We start from the raw sequence: 19347 nt of genomic DNA, 5'->3' as shown, positions 1-19347 counted from the left end.
TCAATGTCTAAGATCGTTAAAGTTCTAGGTCGTGAAATCATCGATTCACGTGGTAACCCAACTGTAGAAGCTGAAGTACACCTAGAAGGCGGTTTCGTAGGTATGGCTGCTGCTCCATCTGGCGCATCTACTGGTTCTCGCGAAGCTCTTGAGCTACGTGACGGCGACAAATCACGTTTCCTAGGTAAAGGTGTTCTTAAAGCTATTGAAGCTGTAAACGGCCCAATCGCTGAAGCTCTAGTTGGTACTGACGCTAAAGCACAAGCTGACGTTGACCAAATCATGCTTGACCTAGACGGTACTGATAACAAGTCTAAGTTCGGCGCGAACGCTATCCTAGCTGTATCTCTAGCTAACGCAAAAGCTGCTGCTGCTGCGAAAGGCATGCCTCTATACGAGCACATCGCTGAGCTAAACGGTACTGCTGGTCAGTTCTCTATGCCTCTACCAATGATGAACATCATCAACGGTGGTGAGCACGCAGATAACAACGTTGACATCCAAGAGTTCATGATCCAACCAGTTGGCGCTAAAACTCTTAAAGAAGGTCTACGTATCGGCGCTGAAGTATTCCATAACCTAGCTAAAGTTCTTAAGTCTAAAGGCTACAGCACTGCAGTTGGTGATGAAGGTGGTTTCGCTCCTAACCTTAAGTCTAACGCTGAAGCTCTAGAAGTTATCGCAGAAGCTGTTGCAGCTGCTGGTTACGAACTAGGTAAAGACGTTACTCTTGCTATGGACTGTGCAGCATCTGAGTTCTTCGACAAAGAAGCTGGCATCTACAACATGAAGGGCGAAGGTAAAACTTTCACTTCTGAAGAGTTCAACCACTACCTAGCTGAGCTAGCGAACAACTTCCCAATCGTTTCTATCGAAGACGGTCTTGACGAGTCAGATTGGGATGGCTTCAAGCACCAAACTGAACTTCTAGGCGACAAGCTTCAAATCGTTGGTGACGATCTGTTCGTTACAAACACTAAGATTCTTGCTGAAGGTATCGAGAAAGGCGTAGCTAACTCTATCCTTATCAAGTTCAACCAAATCGGTTCTCTAACAGAGACTCTAGCTGCTATCAAGATGGCTAAAGACGCTGGCTACACTGCAGTAATCTCTCACCGTTCTGGCGAAACTGAAGATGCAACTATCGCTGATCTAGCGGTAGGTACAGCTGCAGGTCAAATCAAAACTGGTTCTATGAGCCGTTCTGACCGTGTTGCTAAGTACAACCAACTTATCCGTATCGAAGAAGCTCTAGGTTCTAAAGCTCCTTACAACGGTCTTAAAGAAGTTAAAGGTCAATAATTCGTCCTATTTGGCACTGTAGCTGCGTTAACTGCAGAAGATTCACTAAGTCACATAGGAAACTATGCTCCATAGCTGAATCTTCTTTGTTGCCTTGCTACAGCACCAACTAGTTAGAATTATGCACTAATACTTTTGAATGCCTCGCTTATGCGGGGCATTTTTTTGTCTGTAGAAAACTGAATGAAAGAAGCTCTAGGCTCTAAAGCTCCTCCTTGTCACATATAAAGTTCGTCATTCCCTAGACTGACGAAGGAAGGAGTAGGGAATCTCATTGTTTTCCTGACAATGACTCCCCGACTTATTGATTCCCTGACACCACATATCTCGCACCAATAAGCTCATTATGGTATATATGTGCCTTATTCTAGTTCCTTCTTTTTCAACCGGCGAAAGGTGTTATGCGAATTTTTGCTTTAGTACTGCTCATAGTGTTTGGCTGGCTACAACACACACTGTGGCTCGGTAAAAATGGTATCTCTGATTACTACGGTGTGAACAACGAAATCCAAGTTCAACAGCAAGTAAATGAAAAGCTGCATATTCGAAATGCAGAAATGTTTGCTGAAATTGACGATCTACGCCAAGGCTTAGACGCGATAGAAGAACGCGCACGTCATGAACTTGGAATGGTCAAAGAAGGTGAAACGTTTTATCGCATCATTGGTGAGGAATCCCATTAATGTCGACTCAACTTCAAAGCGTGATTGCCGTTGTACCTGCGGCGGGCGTCGGTAGCCGAATGAAGGCAGACCGCCCTAAGCAATATCTCAAGATTCACGACAAAACAATTTTAGAGCACACCATTGAGAAATTACTGTCTCACCCACAAGTCGCTCAAATTGTCGTTGCGATCAGCGATGATGACCCATACTACCCTGATCTAGCACTCAACCTGAACCCGCAAGTGATCAGAGTGTCAGGCGGAAGCGAGCGAGCGGACTCTGTACTCTCTGCGCTAAACTATATCGCTGAGCAGCAGCTTAGTGATTGGGTAATGGTTCACGATGCGGCAAGGCCGTGTGTTCAGCTAAGTGATATCGACAAGCTAATTTCCGGCGCGATGAGCCATGATGTGGGCGCTATTTTAGCGGCTCCAGTTCGTGACACGATGAAGCGCGGTGCCCAAGGGCAGATCGAGCATACCGTTGAGCGTGCCGATTTATGGCATGCACTTACGCCGCAAATGTTCAGAGCAAAGCCTCTGTGGAAGGCATTAAGTGAGGCGTTGCAACAAGGCGCTTCAATTACTGATGAAGCCTCAGCCTTTGAGTGGAAAGGTTTATCGCCCGCATTAATCGCTGGGCGTTCAGATAATTTTAAGATTACTCAGCCAGAAGATTTAGCGCTCGCTGAGTTCTATTTAAGTCAGAATAAGGAATAATGATGATTCGTATTGGCCATGGCTTTGATGTACATAAGTTTGGTGGTGAAGGCCCGGTAATTATTGGTGGCGTGAGCGTCCCTTATGAACAAGGTCTTATTGCACACTCAGACGGTGATGTTGCCCTTCATGCGTTGTGTGACGCTCTATTGGGTGCGATTGCTGCGGGTGATATTGGTCGTCATTTCCCTGATACCGATGACGAATGGAAAGGTGCGGATAGCCGTGAGCTACTGAAAGATGTTTACCGTCGAGTAAAAGAACAAGGTTACGTGATTGGTAATGCCGATATTACTATCATGGCGCAAGCTCCAAAGATGGCGCCTCATATAGACTCTATGTGCCAAGCTATTGCTCAAGACCTAGAAACCAGCATTAGCAATGTGAATGTAAAAGCGACGACCACTGAGCGTTTAGGTTTTACAGGTCGCAAAGAGGGCATCGCATGTGAAGCGGTGGTCCTAATTACTAAAAGTGCGTAAGCACCAACACGAAAAGAACAGCATGTCAGATATTTTATCTTCATTGGCTTATCTAAACGGTAAACCAACTGCGAAAGCAAAACTAAAAGCAAAAGCCGAACACTTTGTCGTTAATGAAGACTTGGGTTTTGAGTTTGCTGGTGAAGGCGAGCACCTAATGGTTCGTATTCGTAAAACTGGTGAAAACACGAGCTTCGTAGCCAATGAGCTGGCTAAAGCTTGCGGTGTTAAGTCGAAAGACGTGAGCTGGGCGGGTTTGAAAGACCGCCACGCTGTGACAGAGCAGTGGTTGAGCGTTCACCTACCGAAAGGTGAGCCTGACTTTTCAGGGTTCTTAGCACAGTACCCAAGCATTGAGATCTTGGCGACAGCACGACACAACAAAAAGTTACGTCCGGGTGATTTAGTTGGCAACCAATTCGAGCTGACTTTGTCTGAAGTAACAGACTGTGATGATGTCGTAAAACGTTTGGAAAAAGTCGCTCAAGTCGGTGTGCCAAATTACTTTGGTGCTCAGCGTTTTGGCAATGAAGGTAACAACCTATCTGAAGCTCGTCGTTGGGGCCGCGATAACGTTCGTACTCGTAACCAGAATAAGCGCAGCTTGTACCTTTCTGCTGCTCGTTCGTGGATTTACAACCTGATCCTTTCAGACCGTATTGAGCAAGATGCGTTTGTATCAGCATTGGTTGGCGATATCGTGGTGAAAGACGGTGCTCAACTGGCAGTAACAGCAGACAACATTGAAGCTGTAAACCAAGACATTGCGAACGGTTCTGCTTTGATAACTGTTGCTTTGGCTGGCGATAATGCCTTACCAACGATTGATGAGTCTCAAGCTCTAGAACAGAAACACCTTGATGCTGAACCGGATCTAATGGCTCTGATTCGTGGTAACCGTATGCGTCATGATCGCCGTGAAGCGTCACTGAAACCAACAGACTTAACTTGGGAAGTGAACGAAGATAATGTCACGCTTAAGTTCTCTCTTGATGCGGGTTGTTTCGCAACAGCGATCGTTCGCGAATTGGTTGAAGAAGTACACGTAGAGAGAACCTACGAGCAATAACGATTCTGCTTGGAGCTGAGTCACTTGATATTGGAATTTAAGTGACTTGGCTTAGCATGGGAACAAAAGAAAGGATACAAGATGAAGATTTTACTCAGCAATGATGATGGTGTGCACGCTCAAGGTATTCATGAGCTGGCAAATGAGCTACGTGATCTTGCTGACGTTATCATTGTTGCCCCTGACCGTAATCGCTCGGGTGCGTCAAATTCATTAACTTTAGAACAGCCTCTGCGTGTTCAAGAGATTACTGAAAATACCTATTCGGTACAAGGAACACCGACCGACTGTGTGCATTTTGCGTTAAACGAACTGCTAAAGAATGACATGCCTGATCTGGTATTAACGGGCATTAATCACGGTGCTAACCTGGGTGATGACGTGCTTTATTCCGGCACGGTGGCTGCAGCAATGGAAGGGCATTTTCTAGGCGTTCAATCGGTAGCGTTTTCTCTGGTGGGAAAAAAACATTTTAAGACAGCGGCAGCGATTGCTCGTCGTATTGTCGAACAACATTTAGCAAACCCAATCCCGACCAACCGCTTGTTGAACGTAAACGTTCCTGATTTAGCCTTAGAACAATTGTCTGGTACTCAGGTGACGCGCTTAGGTGCTCGTCATCACGCTGAAGATATGATCAAGCAAAAAGACCCGCGTGGTCACGATATCTATTGGCTTGGCCCTCCGGGTAAAGAGCAAGATGCCGGTGAAGGTACCGATTTTTACGCGATTGAGCATGGCTTTGTGTCGGTAACACCGTTGCAGGTTGATCTGACGGCGCATGAGTCGTTGGGTGCGATGGCAACATGGTTAGGGGAGAAGTAAGTGAGTAATCCGCAAGCTGAGCGTTTAATTACTTTCCTGATTGAAAATGGTATTCAGGATCAAAAGGTTCTTGATGCGATTTACCAACTGCCGAGAGAGAGCTTTTTATCACAGGCGATGTATCACCAAGCCTATGATAATAATGCGCTGCCTATCGGTCAGGGTCAGACAATCTCACAGCCATACATTGTTGCTAAAATGACAGAGCTACTTGAATTACAACAAGATAGCCGTGTCTTGGAGATCGGAACGGGTTCTGGTTACCAAACTGCGGTATTGGCTCAACTTGTTGATCATGTGTATTCGGTTGAAAGAATAAAGTCGCTACAATGGGATGCCAAGCGTAGGTTGAAGCAACTCGATTTCTACAATATCTCAACTAAGCACGGTGATGGTTGGCAAGGTTGGTCTTCAAAAGCCCCTTTTGATGCGATTATTGTCACCGCCGCTGCAGAGTCGATTCCTCAAGCGCTTCTGCAACAGCTGAAAGATGGCGGTCGTTTACTGATTCCTGTCGGTGATGACGAACAGCAACTATTGAAGATCGTTCGACACGGCGATGAGTTTTTATCGAGTGTTATCGAGATGGTGAGATTTGTACCTCTTGTTCCTGGTGAGCTAGCTTAATAAAAGACTAATGGTGTAGGTGGATAGAGAGTCGATGCGTTCGAAGTTGTTTAAAGGAAGTACTTTACTGCTTAGCTGTGCCCTTGTTGGGTGTGCAGCGAATTCGCCTGCGCCGGTTTCAAGCCTTAACAAGAAATACTCATCGATTGATCGTGGTAGTTATCGCGGCAGTTACTATGAAGTGAAAAAAGGCGATACGCTTTATTTCATCGCTTATGTGACCAATAAAGACGTCAATGACCTCGTCAGCTACAACAAATTGTCTGCGCCTTATACTATCCACCCCGGGCAGAAGCTTAAGTTGTGGCGTCCTAGCTACAATGCGCCAGCGTATGGTAAATCAACGGTAGCGGCAGCAGCAGTTGCTGCGCCTGTCGCGGCATCGACAACGTCATCTGCGGCAAGTAAACCTAAAACCACATCGCAACCGAGCAAAAACTCTAAACCGGCTCCAGCTCAAACTACCACCAAAGTGGTGAAAAAAGATCCACCAAAGAAGGTTGAACAATCCAAATCAAAGGAGTATGTTGGTTCTAAAGGTAAACAGAATGTTACACCGCCCACCAAACCAACAAGTGATAAAGTATCCAAATGGTTATGGCCAACTAAAGGGAGAGTAATCAAGAGTTTCTCTGTAGGCGAACAAGGAAATAAAGGCATAGACATAGCAGGACAGCGAGGTCAGCCAATAGTATCTACTGCAGGGGGAACGGTTGTTTATTCGGGTAATGCACTACGAGGCTACGGCAATCTAGTGATTGTGAAGCACAATGATAATTACTTAAGTGCATACGCGCACAACGACCGACTATTAGTATCTGAAGGGCAAAGTGTGAAACCAGGGCAGAAGATTGCAACAATGGGAAGCTCTGGAGCCAGCAGTGTTAGGCTGCACTTTGAGATTCGTTACCAAGGTAAGTCCGTTAATCCAAAACGATATTTACCTTAAATACAATATGCAAAAATTACGTATTGTATGGAGTGACATAGTCATTTAGCGACATATGAAGTTGTAATGTCATGCTAATTTCGCCAGGGGGAGGCGTTATGAGTATAAGCAATGCAGTAACCAAAGAAGAGTTCGATCTTGACCAAGCAACCACGGAACCGGAAGCTCTTGGAAAAGCAAAACGAACAGTCACTAAGAAAACCGAAGCGAAAGAAGAAGTTGAAGTTACGTCTAAAAGTTTAGATGCCACTCAACTCTACTTAGGCGAAATTGGTTTCTCACCACTACTAACCGCTGAAGAAGAAGTGCTATATGCACGTCGAGCTCTACGCGGTGATGAAGCAGCACGTAAACGCATGATCGAAAGTAACCTGCGTTTAGTGGTAAAAATTTCACGTCGTTATAGCAACCGCGGCCTTGCACTTCTCGATCTAATCGAAGAAGGCAACCTAGGTTTGATTCGCGCCGTAGAGAAGTTTGATCCAGAGCGTGGCTTCCGCTTCTCAACTTACGCGACATGGTGGATTCGTCAAACCATTGAACGTGCGTTAATGAATCAGACTCGCACTATCCGTTTGCCAATCCATGTTGTGAAAGAGCTGAACATCTACCTACGTACTGCAAGAGAGCTATCACAAAAGCTTGACCATGAACCAACGGCAGAAGAAATTGCTTCTAAGTTAGATAAGCCGGTTGGTGATGTGAGCAAGATGCTTCGTCTAAACGAAAGAGTGAGTTCTGTAGATACGCCAATTGGTGGTGACGGTGAGAAAGCACTGTTGGATATTATTCCAGACATCAACAATTCAGATCCTGAGGTTTCAACTCAAGATAGCGATATCAAGAACTCACTGATCTTCTGGCTTGATGAACTGAATCCTAAGCAGAAAGAGGTACTTGCACGTCGATTTGGACTACTGGGTTATGAACCGTCAACGCTAGAAGAAGTTGGCCGTGAAATCAGCCTGACTCGTGAGCGAGTTCGTCAAATCCAAGTTGAAGGTCTTCGTCGTCTACGTGAGATTTTGATCAAGCAAGGTCTGAACATGGAAAACCTGTTCAACGTTGAAAACGACTAAACGATATTCCACGATATCGAAATAAAAAAACGCTGACCTAATGTCAGCGTTTTTTAGTTTTAGCTTCTGGTTTAATTTTGACTTCAGCTAGAAACCACAGTGCTTGGCTATTTTAACTAGAGTGCTTCTTAAGCTAGAGTAGTTTCTTCAAGCGGTAGAGCTCTTCTAATGCTTGGCGAGGTGTTAGATCATCAGGATCAACATTCGCTAGTGCTTGCTCCACCTCACTCGGTTCAGGGATCAGGCTAAGTTGGTTCGCGATATCAACACCACTTGGCTTTGATGTTGGCGACTCCATACTTAACGCTTCTAACTGAGTCAGCTTCGCACGAGCATTCTTGATCACTGCTTTCGGTACGCCAGCTAAACCTGCAACCGCTAGACCATAAGATTTACTTGCAGCACCTTCTTGAACTGCGTGCATAAAGGCAATGCTATCACCATGTTCAACCGCATCTAAGTGTACGTTTGCTAAAGTTGGAAGTTGGTTAGGTAGTTCAGTTAGCTCAAAGTAGTGCGTTGCAAACAGTGTCATCGCATTGATTTGATTGGCTAGCCACTCTGCACTTGCCCAAGCCAGAGACAGGCCATCGTAAGTACTGGTACCACGACCGATTTCATCCATTAGCACAAGGCTGTTTGGTGTTGCATTGTGCAGGATATTTGCGGTTTCTGTCATCTCAACCATGAAGGTTGAACGGCCAGAAGCCAAATCATCGGATGCGCCAATACGCGTAAAGATACGGTCGATAGAGCCGATGGTTGCGCTTTCTGCAGGAACATAACAACCGATATGAGCCATCAATGCGATGAGTGCCGTTTGGCGCATGTAGGTCGATTTACCACCCATGTTGGGACCCGTGATGATCAGCATCTTACGTTGATCATTCAGGTCGATAGGGTTAGCAATGAAAGGTTCGTCCATCACTTGTTCAACAACAGGGTGACGACCGGCCTGAATTTGTACGCCAGCAGACTCTGTCATGGTTGGACGACAGTAATCAAGGGTATCTGCACGCTCAGCCAAGTTCTGTAGAACATCAAGCTGAGATACTGAAGAGGCGATATTTTGTAGGCGCTCTAGATACGGCAGTAGTAAGTCAAACAACTCTTCCCACAGCTGTTTCTCGATAGCGAGTGCTTTCGACTTAGAGTTAAGTACTTTGTCTTCGTGCTCTTTTAGCTCAGGAATGATGTAACGCTCAGCATTTTTCAGCGTTTGACGACGAACATAGTGTGGCGGCACAAGATGGCTTTGCCCACGGCTTACTTGAATGAAGAAACCATGTACGTTGTTGTAGCCAACTTTTAGCGTGTCGATGCCATGACGTTCACGCTCTTCTTGCTCAAGCTTATCAAGAAATTCAGTTGCGCCTGCTGCAAGGTCGCGCCATTCGTCTAACTCGGCATTGTAGCCTTCTGCAATCACACCACCGTCACGGATAACCACCGGTGGGTTCTCTTTGATTGCACGTTCAAGCAGCTCAGAAACCTCATCCACAGGAGAAGCATATTGAGCAAGTTGAGTTAGGTATGGGTGCTTCAGTTGCGTCAGTGTTTCAGCAAGCTCTGGTAAATATTCCATTGCTTGGCGAAGACGCGCCATATCGCGAGGGCGAGCAGAGCGAAGTGCTAATCGAGCGAGAATACGTTCGATATCACCAATCTGTTTTAAGGTTGGCTGTAGTTCTGTGAATAGAGCCAAATCTTTCATTTCACCAATTGCATCTAAGCGCTGATCGAGTGCAGATATATTGCGCATTGGTTGATGTAACCAACGCTTAAGCATACGGCTACCCATTGCTGTCGCAGTGTGATCAAGTACTTCGGCAAGGGTGTTATCAGTACCACCCCCAAGATTTTGCGTGATCTCCAAATTACGACGAGTTGCAGCATCAAGGATCACCGAGTGATCTTGTTTATCCATCGTGAGTGAACGGATATGAGGGAGGGCAGTACGTTGGGTATCTTTCACGTATTGGATCAAACAACCAGCCGCACATAGACCCAGTTTCGCGCTTTCTACGCCAAAGCCAACCAGATCGCGAGTACCAAACTGCTTATTCAATTGCTGCTTAGCGGTGTCTAATTCAAATTCCCATACAGGGCGGCGGCGGTTGCCATTACGGCTTGCCATTAAATCGACGGGTTCGAAATCTTCAGGGAACAGCAGCTCACGCGGAGAGGTTCTTTGTAGCTCAGCGGCCATCGCTTCTTCTGTTTCTGGCTCGCAAAGTTGGAATCGGCCAGAGGTAATATCAAGTGTCGCATAACCGAATTTACCGTTGTGGTGATAAATGGCTGCAATTAGGTTATCAACGCGTTCAGAAAGCAAGGCTTCGTCGGTTACGGTACCCGGTGTCACGATACGCACTACTGCGCGCTCAACAGGGCCTTTTGAAAGTGCTGGATTACCAATCTGTTCACAAATTGCTACGGACTCACCAAGTTGCACTAACTTTGCAAGGTATCCTTCAACCGCATGGTATGGAACACCTGCCATCGGAATCGGTTCACCATTTGATGAGCCACGCTTAGTCAGTGAAATATCGAGGAGTTGAGAGGCTTTTTTAGCGTCATCGTAGAAAAGCTCGTAGAAATCGCCCATGCGGTAGAACAGCAGAATTTCTGGGTTTTCTGCTTTCAGTTTTAGATACTGCTGCATCATGGGAGTATGTTTTTGATCGGCTTTCACAGTTAACTTCTTTCGTTTATTTCTATTGCGGCTTAGGATACGTGAAAGCGTTTCGTGCGAAAAGCGGCTGATGCGAAAAGATGCGAATCCAAATGATATGACAGTAAATAAAGGGAAGCAGATGATGCAGATGACTCAAGACCTTAGTGAGCAGCTTGGACATTTACTCGCTAAACACAAACACGTGTTAGTGACGGCTGAATCTTGCACTGGCGGAGGTGTCGCGAGTGCAGTCACCGATATTGCGGGCAGCTCTGGATGGTTTGATCGCGCTTTTGTTACGTACAGCAATGAAGCCAAACAAGAGATGATCGGTGTACAGCTTAAAACCTTAATGGAGTTCGGCGCCGTGAGTGAGCCTGTCGTAATAGAAATGGCGAGCGGGGCATTGCAACATTCAAACGGGACGATCTCTGTATCAATCAGTGGCATCGCTGGCCCAGGTGGCGCGACCGAAGATAAGCCTGTTGGTACAGTATGCTTCGCGTGGAAAGCGCTAAATGGCTGGGATAAAGTAGAAACGCATGTATTTACAGGCGACAGATCACAAGTACGCCAACAAGCCACGCACCATGCCCTGCAAGTTATTTATGATTACCTATCAATGGAAGGTAAGTAACATTTGTACAAATTATTTTCATACAGGTATAGACACTGTATGAATCAACAGTATAATGAAAGCCAATTAGTCACCCCTATGTGGGTTAGAAATAGATTCTAGATCGCTTGTTGAGACAACCGATTATGTGGAGATAGAAATGGACGAGAATAAACAAAAAGCGTTAGCCGCAGCCCTTGGTCAGATTGAAAAGCAATTTGGTAAAGGTTCTATCATGCGTCTTGGTGATAACCGCACAATGGACGTAGAAACTATTTCTACAGGTTCTCTATCTCTAGATATCGCACTAGGTGCTGGTGGCCTACCGATGGGACGTATCGTAGAAGTTTACGGTCCAGAATCATCAGGTAAAACAACGCTAACGCTTGAGCTTATTGCTGCAGCACAGAAAGTGGGAAAGACGTGTGCATTCGTTGATGCGGAGCACGCACTAGACCCTATCTACGCTCAAAAGCTTGGTGTTGATATCGATGCACTTCTTGTTTCTCAACCAGATACTGGTGAGCAAGCGCTGGAAATCTGTGATGCACTGGCTCGTTCAGGTGCAATCGACGTTCTTGTTATTGACTCAGTAGCAGCCCTAACACCAAAAGCAGAAATCGAAGGCGAAATGGGCGACAGCCACATGGGTCTTCAGGCTCGTATGCTTTCTCAAGCAATGCGTAAGCTGACGGGTAACCTTAAGCAGTCTAACTGTATGGCTATCTTCATTAACCAAATTCGTATGAAAATTGGTGTGATGTTCGGTAACCCAGAAACAACAACAGGTGGTAACGCACTTAAGTTCTACGCATCTGTTCGTCTTGATATTCGCCGTACTGGTGCGATTAAAGATGGTGATGAAGTTGTTGGTAACGAAACTCGTATCAAGGTCGTTAAGAACAAGATTGCTGCACCATTCAAACAAGCTGAGACTCAAATCCTTTACGGTAAAGGCTTCAACCGCGAAGGTGAGCTTATCGACTTAGGTGTTAAGAATAAGCTAGTAGAAAAAGCAGGCGCTTGGTACAGCTACAAAGGCGATAAGATCGGCCAAGGTAAAGCTAACGCTGGTAAATACCTACGTGAAAACCCAGAAGTTGCTCTAGAGATCGATACTAAACTTCGTGAGTTACTACTGACTCCTGCTGTTCTTGAAGAGAAAGACGTAGAGAAAGAAGAAGAAAACGAAGAGTTATAAGCTCACGTTTTATAGAGTGGATGTTTGAAAGAAGCATCCGCTTTGAAAGAATTTAAAGCCTCGCATATTTTATGCGGGGCTTTTTTATTGGATCTGCTCCGTCGAGCATGTCTTTGGTCAAATCTCTCTCGTTGACTGAGTTTCTTCGGTACTAGGTCGTCAATTTAGTTCTGCTTTTCCACGGCAAGATATAGTGGAATATTCTTCATTTTATCGAATTCCCACTAAAATCCTGCCCAAGGGTGTCTTTTCTACAAGAAAACTAGTCGAAGCCTTAACCATGATCTACAATACGGCAAAATTCTAACTCGACTATTTTCAGGAAGAGCTGCATGTACATGAGCACTGATGAGGTTCGCAACGCGTTCCTTAAGTTCTTTGAGAGCAAAGAACACCAAATCGTAGACAGTTCATCGTTAGTTCCACATAACGATCCAACCCTGCTATTCACTAACGCAGGTATGAACCAATTCAAAGATTGCTTCTTAGGCGCCGAAAAGCGTGCCTACACTCGAGCAACTACGGCTCAGCGTTGTGTACGTGCGGGTGGTAAACACAATGACCTTGAAAACGTAGGTTTCACGGCTCGTCACCACACGTTCTTCGAAATGCTAGGCAACTTCAGCTTTGGCGACTACTTCAAAGAAGAAGCGATTGGATTTGCTTGGGAATTCCTGACTGAAACTCTTCAACTGCCAAAAGATCGTCTACTGGTAACGGTATACGAGACAGATGATGAAGCATTCGATATCTGGAACAAGAAAGTAGGTGTTCCTGCTGACCGTATCGTTCGCATTGGCGACAAAGAAGGCGGTAAACAGTTCGAGTCTGATAACTTCTGGACGATGGGTGACACAGGTCCTTGTGGTCCATGTACTGAAATCTTCTACGATCACGGTGAGCACATCTGGGGCGGCCGTCCTGGTACACCTGAAGAAGATGGTGACCGTTTCATCGAGATCTGGAACAACGTATTCATGCAGTTCAACCGTCACGCTGACGGCACAATGGAACCGCTACCTAAGCCTGCTGTAGATACAGGTATGGGTATTGAGCGTATTTCTGCAATCATGCAGGGCGTTCACTCTAACTACGAAATTGATGTATTCCAAAAGCTAATCAAAGCGACTGCGGAAGTTGTTGGTCATGACGATCTATCTAACCAATCGCTACGCGTTATTGCTGACCACATCCGTTCTTGTTCATTCCTAATTGCTGACGGTGTTATGCCTTCAAACGAAGGTCGTGGCTACGTTCTACGTCGTATCATCCGTCGTGCAGTTCGTCACGGTAACAAGCTTGGCGCACAAGGCGTGTTCTTCCACAAACTTGTGGGCGTACTGGCTGAAGTGATGGGCTCTGCGGCAGATGAACTTAAGAAACAGCAAGAGCTGGTTGAAAAAGTACTTCGCATTGAGGAAGAGAACTTTGGTCGTACGCTAGAGCGCGGCATGGTTATTCTTAATGACGCACTAGATGCACTTGAAGGCAAAGAGCTTGACGGCGAAACAGTTTTCAAACTTTACGATACATACGGCTTCCCAGCTGACCTTACTAACGATGTAGCTCGCGAACGCGATTTTACTATCGATGAAGAAGGCTTTGAGAAGGCGATGGAAGCACAGCGTAAGCGTGCACGTGAAGCAGGCCAATTCGGCACGGATTACAACGCGACAATCAAAGTAGACACCAACACTGAGTTCTGTGGTTACACAGCAACTGAAGGTGCAGGTGAAATCTCTGCGCTATTCGTTGACGGCGAAGAGGTTGCTTCACTATCGGCTGGCGACAAAGCAATCATCATCCTTGAAGAGACACCATTCTACGCTGAGTCAGGCGGTCAATGTGGTGATGCTGGTACACTAAAAACAGCGTCGGGTCTTTTCAAAGTACAAGACACTCAGAAGCTAGGTAACGCATTTGCGCACCACGGTGAGCTAGTTGAAGGTGTATTTGCTAAGGGCGATAAAGTAGAAGCAACGGTTGACGCTGAGCGTCGAGCTGCTATCTCACTAAACCACTCTGCCACTCACTTACTTCACTCTGCATTGCGCGAAGTGCTAGGTGAGCACGTTGCTCAGAAAGGTTCTTTAGTTAAGCCAGACAACCTACGTTTTGACTTCTCTAACCTTGAAGCGGTAACACCAGCACAGATTAAAGAAGTAGAGCGTCTAGTTAACGCACAAGTTCGTAAGAACCATGTGATTGAAACGAACATCATGGACATCGAGTCAGCGAAAGAAAAAGGTGCAATGGCACTGTTTGGCGAGAAGTACGATGATGAAGTTCGCGTTCTATCTATGGGCGACTTCTCTACTGAACTTTGTGGTGGTATCCACGCTTCAAACACAGGTGATATCGGCCTATTCAAGATCACTTCTGAAGGTGGTATTGCTGCGGGTATTCGTCGTATTGAAGCGGTAACAGGTGAAGCTGCACTAGATGCAGTAGAAGCTCAAGCTAACGCTTACGAAGAGAAACTGGCTGAGTCAGCTAAGAAAGCGAAATCGCTAGAGAAAGAAATCCAACTGCTTAAAGAAAAGATGGCTGCTGCAGAAAGCGCAAACATCATGGGCAAAGTAGAAGACATCTCTGGTACTAAAGTTTTGGTTGCTGCAATTGAAGGCGCAGACAACAAGAACCTACGTACTATGGTTGATAACGCTAAAAACCAAGTAGGTAGCGGCATCATCCTGATCGCGAACGTAGCAGACGGTAAAGTTGGCTTGATTGCTGGTGTAACCAAAGACCTAATCGGCAAAGTAAAAGCGGGTGATCTCGTCAAGATGGTTGCTGAGCAAGTTGGCGGTAAAGGCGGCGGTCGTCCAGATATGGCTCAAGCGGGCGGTACAGACGTTGCAGCACTGCCAGAAGCGCTTAAATCTGTGCGTACTTGGCTAGAAGAGCGTCTTTAAGCTTAAGTAATTGATACAAAGATGCCCAATCAGTTGATTGGGCATCTTTTATTTTGCCTATTGGAAGTGTGTTTAAACAAGATTTGATTGAGATTAACCAAGAAGTCTAATGGTGGCGTTAGACTCCTTGGTTAATTTTTTATTGCTTCGCCCTGACGCGGAGTATGTGTTTTTTTGTCATATATAGACATTGGTCTTGGGAAGGTGAGGACGGGTGAAAATGCCTCTTATCGTGCAGAAATTTGGTGGAACGTCGGTGGGTTCAATTGAACGAATCCATCATGTAGCAGAAAAAATCATTGAAGCGAAAAATGAAGGGAACCAGATCGTGGTTGTCGTTTCTGCTATGTCTGGTGAAACAAATCGGTTAGTTAATTTAGCCACGCAAGTTGATAGCGTACCAAACGCTAGAGAACTGGATGTGTTGTTAACGGCTGGCGAGCAAGTTTCCATGGCCTTGTTAGCAATGACGTTACACAAGTTAGGTTATGAAGCGACATCGATGACTGGCTATCAAGCCAAGATACACACGGATTCTAATCATAATAATGCGGCGATTGAGCGTATTGATACTGCTCCGATTCAAGCTCTGCTAGATGACAACCAGATTGTTATTGTTGCAGGCTTTCAAGGATTCAATGCGAAAGGTGATATCACGACATTAGGCCGCGGTGGTTCAGATACTACAGCGGTCGCGCTTGCAGGTGCCTTGCAGGCGAAAGAATGCCAGATCTATACTGATGTAGATGGTGTTTACTCTTGTGACCCTAGAGTCGTAAAACAATCTCAGAAATTAGATACTTTAGACTTTCCTTCTATGGAAGAGATGGCTCGCCGAGGCGCTAAGGTATTGCACCTTCCTTGTGTTCAGTATGCATGGCAGCACAACGTGTCATTGCGAGTGCTTTCAAGCTTTGAACAAGGCGAGGGCACATTGATCGCGGGTAATCAGTGTTTGAATGATATTGCTGGCATCGCCATCCAAAGAGATATGGTGCGTATCGAGTGTTTGAATGAAGATTTACCGTCTTTCATTTCACATTGCCAACTGTTGGGGATCGAAGTCTGTAGTGTGATCGAGGAAACAGAACGGGCAGCACTCATTATTAAACAAGACATAAGTGCCAAATTAAAACTAGTTTTTGCTGAGAAAATCCGTAATAGTGAACAGGTTAGTTTGTTAACTGTGGTAGGAAGCCGAACACAAGAAATTGTGGTCAGTTCACATGGATTGTTGTCTGAAGGCGAAATTGATGTACAGCATCACTTATTGCAGCAGCAGTCTTTAACTTTGGTGATATCACCAACGCAAGTCGATATGGCTGCTAACATATTACACAATGCATACATCGTAGCGCGTGAAACACAGGGTTATCCTAAAAAAGAAGTGCATTTTGGTTAAATAAACTCAATCGATAGTTTACGAAAATATAACTTTTGTTGGATAATGCTCTCGTAGCTAGATAAATTTAGAGATTACTCAAGGAGCAAAGAATGCTAATTTTGACTCGCCGCGTTGGCGAAACACTGATGATTGGTGATGAAGTAACAGTTACTGTACTAGGCGTTAAAGGTAACCAAGTACGTATCGGTGTTAACGCACCTAAAGAAGTATCTGTTCACCGTGAAGAGATCTACATGCGCATTCAAGCTGAAAAAGGTAATGGTAACGTTGCATCTGGCAACTACTAATACTTTTGCGTAGAGAAGAGGCTAGCATTGTTGCTAGCCTTTTTTGATCTTGGGGAACCGAAACACTGATTGGGACATAGATGGGTTGGATAACGGATCGGTCTCAAAGTGGTGAAGTGAATGCTTTGTGATGCTGCGAGATACAGACAAGGTTGAACAGAACTGTTGCTCTGTATTTTGTTTGGCAAAACTCAAGATTTATTCGCTTCCCCTATGGCGAAAATACGCATCCCGTAGTATTGTGCCATCAGCGGTAGCACTTGCTGCTGGAGAAATTAGATAATTGTTTTCGGCTGTTTATTATTGCCAATCTTTCACCTTAATTTTTAAGGGAAAAAGCGCGATTTGAATCTTATAAGTTCAATTTGCAAGCGCTTTGATTAAATAGCAAACGGTTGAGTGTTTTTGTCCAATTTTTTTCAATAAAGTGTTTGACATATTTTCGGTAAAACGTAATATGTGCCTCCGCAAGACGGTGAGGTGGCCGAGAGGCCGAAGGCGCTCCCCTGCTAAGGGAGTATGTGGTTTGTAGCTGCATCGAGGGTTCGAATCCCTCCCTCACCGCCATTTCTTGCGAGTCTAAAATTAGCAATTTAGACAATGTAAATGTGCGTCCTTAGCTCAGCTGGATAGAGTACCTGGCTACGAACCAGGCGGTCGGAGGTTCGAATCCTCCAGGACGCGCCATTCTCTCTTCTCTTACTTGTAAGTGATTTGAGAATAATGAATTAGGTGAGGTGGCCGAGTGGCCGAAGGCGCTCCCCTGCTAAGGGAGTATGTGGTTTGTAGCTGCATCGAGGGTTCGAATCCCTCCCTCACCGCCATTCATTACAGGCCGATGGCCTTTTTTTTTCTTCGTAGCAAGAAGAATGTGATATATTTCACAACTTCATTCTTAATGAATGAACACCGTGCGTCCTTAGCTCAGCTGGATAGAGTACCTGGCTACGAACCAGGCGGTCGGAGGTTCGAATCCTCCAGGACGCGCCACTATTTAAGGGTTTATTTCTTTTAAGAATGAAAGTCCTTGTATTGACTAAGTTGATACTAAAACCGTGCGCTCTTAGCTCAGCTGGATAGAGTACCTGGCTACGAACCAGGCGGTCGGAGGTTCGAATCCTCCAGAGCGCGCCACTATTTAGGGTTTAGTTCTTATAAGAATGTGAATCCTGATATTGATAAATCGTTCGTCGAGAATTAATATCAAAAACCGTGCGTCCTTAGCTCAGCTGGATAGAGTACCTGGCTACGAACCAGGCGGTCGGAGGTTCGAATCCTCCAGGACGCGCCACTATTTAGGGCTTCTTTCTTATAAGAACAGAAATCCTTGTATTGAGTTGTTGTTGTTGTTTACAACGAATTGATACTAAAACCGTGCGCTCTTAGCTCAGCTGGATAGAGTACCTGGCTACGAACCAGGCGGTCGGAGGTTCGAATCCTCCAGAGCGCGCCACTATTTAGGGTTTCTTTTATGAACCCCTGATATTGGGAATACCGATATCGAAAACTGCGCGTCCTTAGCTCAGCTGGATAGAGTACCTGGCTACGAACCAGGCGGTCGGAGGTTCGAATCCTCCAGGACGCGCCACTCTTTAGGGTTTCCTTGTGAACTCCTGATATTGGAAATACTGATATCGAAAACCGTGCGTCCTTAGCTCAGCTGGATAGAGTACCTGGCTACGAACCAGGCGGTCGGAGGTTCGAATCCTCCAGGACGCGCCACTATTTAGGGCTTTTTTCTTATAAGAATGAAATCCTTATATTGATCTCTTGTTAGTAACAATGAATTGATATTAAAACCGTGCGCTCTTAGCTCAGCTGGATAGAGTACCTGGCTACGAACCAGGCGGTCGGAGGTTCGAATCCTCCAGAGCGCGCCACATTATTAGAAAAAGCCTCGTTTATACGAGGCTTTTTTTATGTCTGCTGCAAATTTGTTGCGACAATGTTAAATTTGTTAGTTGTTTAACTTGTTGTATTTAAAGTAGTTCTTGATTGCTTCTTTGTTATTCCACCTTTCTCATATCAATTCCCAGAAAAGCCCCGTTTAAGTCACAGTTTAAATATCTAAAAATGACGTATTTGACAGATTTATGTGATCTGATAGGCGAATAATTAACCTTATGTGTGCGTTATCCGTAACAGAACCTTAAACAAAATTGACAAACTTTTACCAATCGAGATAATCCATGGGTCGGGATCACTATTCGCTGAAATCCTGTACGTATGTCAGGATGACGAAGAAAGGAAGCAACATGACTAATATTGGAAGCCTGCTAGGAGATGCGGCGACTCTAATGATAACGGGGATGTCCGTTGTCTTTATTTTCCTAACTATTCTAGTTTACCTCGTTCGGTTGATGTCAAAACTGGTACCAGAAGAAGTACCAGAGCCGATCGCAGCACCTAAAAAAATTCAAAAATCACAATCAAACCCTTCAGCTGTTAGTCCACAGGTAGTGGCAGCAATTTCGGCCGCGGTTCATCAATACCGTGCGTCTACTGCTAAGTAGCATTTAAAGGATTAAA

The 19347-nt window shown here is 45.3% G+C and carries 16 protein-coding genes and 10 tRNA genes; 25 read left to right on the top strand and 1 reads right to left on the bottom strand.

Annotated features, from left to right (window positions below; all coding sequences use genetic code 11):
- Positions 1-3: 3 nt before the first annotated feature.
- The 9 genes from eno (at position 4) to rpoS (ending at position 7717) form a co-directional block, all read left to right on the top strand.
- Positions 4-1302: a phosphopyruvate hydratase gene (eno, locus tag AB4585_RS07950; RefSeq protein WP_017059033.1), complete on the top strand. Its 1299-nt coding sequence runs from the start codon at positions 4-6 to the stop codon at positions 1300-1302.
- A gap of 401 nt (positions 1303-1703) precedes the next feature.
- A complete protein-coding gene (gene ftsB / locus AB4585_RS07945; protein ID WP_010435786.1) occupies positions 1704-1985 on the top strand; it encodes a cell division protein FtsB in 282 nt (93 codons plus the stop codon).
- A complete protein-coding gene (gene ispD / locus AB4585_RS07940; protein WP_372128439.1) occupies positions 1985-2686 on the top strand; it encodes a 2-C-methyl-D-erythritol 4-phosphate cytidylyltransferase in 702 nt (233 codons plus the stop codon). The genes ftsB and ispD overlap by 1 nt, the downstream gene beginning before the upstream one ends.
- 2 nt (positions 2687-2688) lie before the next feature.
- Complete coding sequence (ispF, locus tag AB4585_RS07935; protein ID WP_017067356.1) at positions 2689-3168, top strand: 2-C-methyl-D-erythritol 2,4-cyclodiphosphate synthase; 480 nt, start codon at positions 2689-2691, stop codon at positions 3166-3168.
- A gap of 22 nt (positions 3169-3190) precedes the next feature.
- On the top strand, positions 3191-4237 hold the full coding sequence (truD, locus tag AB4585_RS07930; RefSeq protein WP_372128440.1) for a tRNA pseudouridine(13) synthase TruD: 1047 nt from the start codon (positions 3191-3193) through the stop codon (positions 4235-4237).
- Between the two features lie 81 nt (positions 4238-4318).
- The gene (surE, locus tag AB4585_RS07925) at positions 4319-5062 is read left to right on the top strand and encodes a 5'/3'-nucleotidase SurE (protein ID WP_017059030.1); all 744 of its coding nucleotides are present in this window, start codon (positions 4319-4321) and stop codon (positions 5060-5062) included.
- Positions 5063-5689: a protein-L-isoaspartate(D-aspartate) O-methyltransferase gene (locus AB4585_RS07920; protein ID WP_017059029.1), complete on the top strand. Its 627-nt coding sequence runs from the start codon at positions 5063-5065 to the stop codon at positions 5687-5689.
- A gap of 34 nt (positions 5690-5723) precedes the next feature.
- Entirely contained in the window at positions 5724-6638 is a 915-nt protein-coding gene (gene nlpD / locus AB4585_RS07915; protein ID WP_229648155.1) for a murein hydrolase activator NlpD, read from the top strand.
- Positions 6639-6736: 98 nt separating this feature from the next.
- Entirely contained in the window at positions 6737-7717 is a 981-nt protein-coding gene (gene rpoS, locus AB4585_RS07910; protein ID WP_017059027.1) for an RNA polymerase sigma factor RpoS, read from the top strand.
- Positions 7718-7850: 133 nt separating this feature from the next.
- Here rpoS and mutS read toward each other — a convergent pair whose 3' ends face one another.
- Positions 7851-10412 (bottom strand): DNA mismatch repair protein MutS, encoded by a 2562-nt coding sequence (mutS, locus tag AB4585_RS07905; protein ID WP_017059026.1) that lies wholly within the window; start codon positions 10410-10412, stop codon positions 7851-7853.
- A gap of 124 nt (positions 10413-10536) precedes the next feature.
- On the opposite strand from mutS, the gene pncC reads away from it, so the two are divergent.
- The 16 genes from pncC (at position 10537) to AB4585_RS07825 (ending at position 19331) form a co-directional block, all read left to right on the top strand.
- The gene (gene pncC, locus AB4585_RS07900) at positions 10537-11031 is read left to right on the top strand and encodes a nicotinamide-nucleotide amidase (protein WP_029235458.1); all 495 of its coding nucleotides are present in this window, start codon (positions 10537-10539) and stop codon (positions 11029-11031) included.
- Positions 11032-11170: 139 nt separating this feature from the next.
- Complete coding sequence (gene recA, locus AB4585_RS07895; RefSeq protein WP_017056586.1) at positions 11171-12211, top strand: recombinase RecA; 1041 nt, start codon at positions 11171-11173, stop codon at positions 12209-12211.
- A gap of 332 nt (positions 12212-12543) precedes the next feature.
- Positions 12544-15126 (top strand): alanine--tRNA ligase, encoded by a 2583-nt coding sequence (gene alaS, locus AB4585_RS07890; protein WP_017063223.1) that lies wholly within the window; start codon positions 12544-12546, stop codon positions 15124-15126.
- 220 nt (positions 15127-15346) lie between these two features.
- Entirely contained in the window at positions 15347-16528 is a 1182-nt protein-coding gene (locus AB4585_RS07885; RefSeq protein WP_017063224.1) for an aspartate kinase, read from the top strand.
- A gap of 92 nt (positions 16529-16620) precedes the next feature.
- Entirely contained in the window at positions 16621-16818 is a 198-nt protein-coding gene (csrA, locus tag AB4585_RS07880) for a carbon storage regulator CsrA (RefSeq protein ID WP_004415691.1), read from the top strand.
- A 474-nt stretch (positions 16819-17292) separates the two neighbouring features.
- Positions 17293-17385, top strand: a tRNA-Ser gene (locus AB4585_RS07875).
- 43 nt (positions 17386-17428) lie between these two features.
- Positions 17429-17505 (top strand) — tRNA-Arg (locus AB4585_RS07870).
- Positions 17506-17549: 44 nt separating this feature from the next.
- Positions 17550-17642 (top strand) — tRNA-Ser (locus AB4585_RS07865).
- 89 nt (positions 17643-17731) lie between these two features.
- Positions 17732-17808: transfer RNA gene (locus AB4585_RS07860), tRNA-Arg, on the top strand.
- Positions 17809-17875: 67 nt separating this feature from the next.
- Positions 17876-17952: transfer RNA gene (locus AB4585_RS07855), tRNA-Arg, on the top strand.
- 80 nt (positions 17953-18032) lie between these two features.
- Positions 18033-18109: transfer RNA gene (locus AB4585_RS07850), tRNA-Arg, on the top strand.
- Positions 18110-18194: 85 nt separating this feature from the next.
- Positions 18195-18271 (top strand) — tRNA-Arg (locus AB4585_RS07845).
- A 58-nt stretch (positions 18272-18329) separates the two neighbouring features.
- Positions 18330-18406, top strand: a tRNA-Arg gene (locus AB4585_RS07840).
- A gap of 57 nt (positions 18407-18463) precedes the next feature.
- Positions 18464-18540: transfer RNA gene (locus AB4585_RS07835), tRNA-Arg, on the top strand.
- Between the two features lie 81 nt (positions 18541-18621).
- A tRNA-Arg gene (locus tag AB4585_RS07830) sits at positions 18622-18698 on the top strand.
- Positions 18699-19073: 375 nt separating this feature from the next.
- Positions 19074-19331, top strand: a complete 258-nt coding sequence (locus AB4585_RS07825; RefSeq protein WP_004741884.1) for an oxaloacetate decarboxylase subunit gamma — start codon at positions 19074-19076, stop codon at positions 19329-19331.
- Positions 19332-19347: the final 16 nt, after the last annotated feature.

This window comes from Vibrio sp. 10N.222.49.C9 (assembly GCF_041474985.1).
GTDB classification, from domain to species: domain Bacteria; phylum Pseudomonadota; class Gammaproteobacteria; order Enterobacterales; family Vibrionaceae; genus Vibrio; species Vibrio crassostreae_C.
Note: the sequence above shows the minus strand (reverse complement) of the source record. Positions and strands in the feature narration are given on the sequence as shown.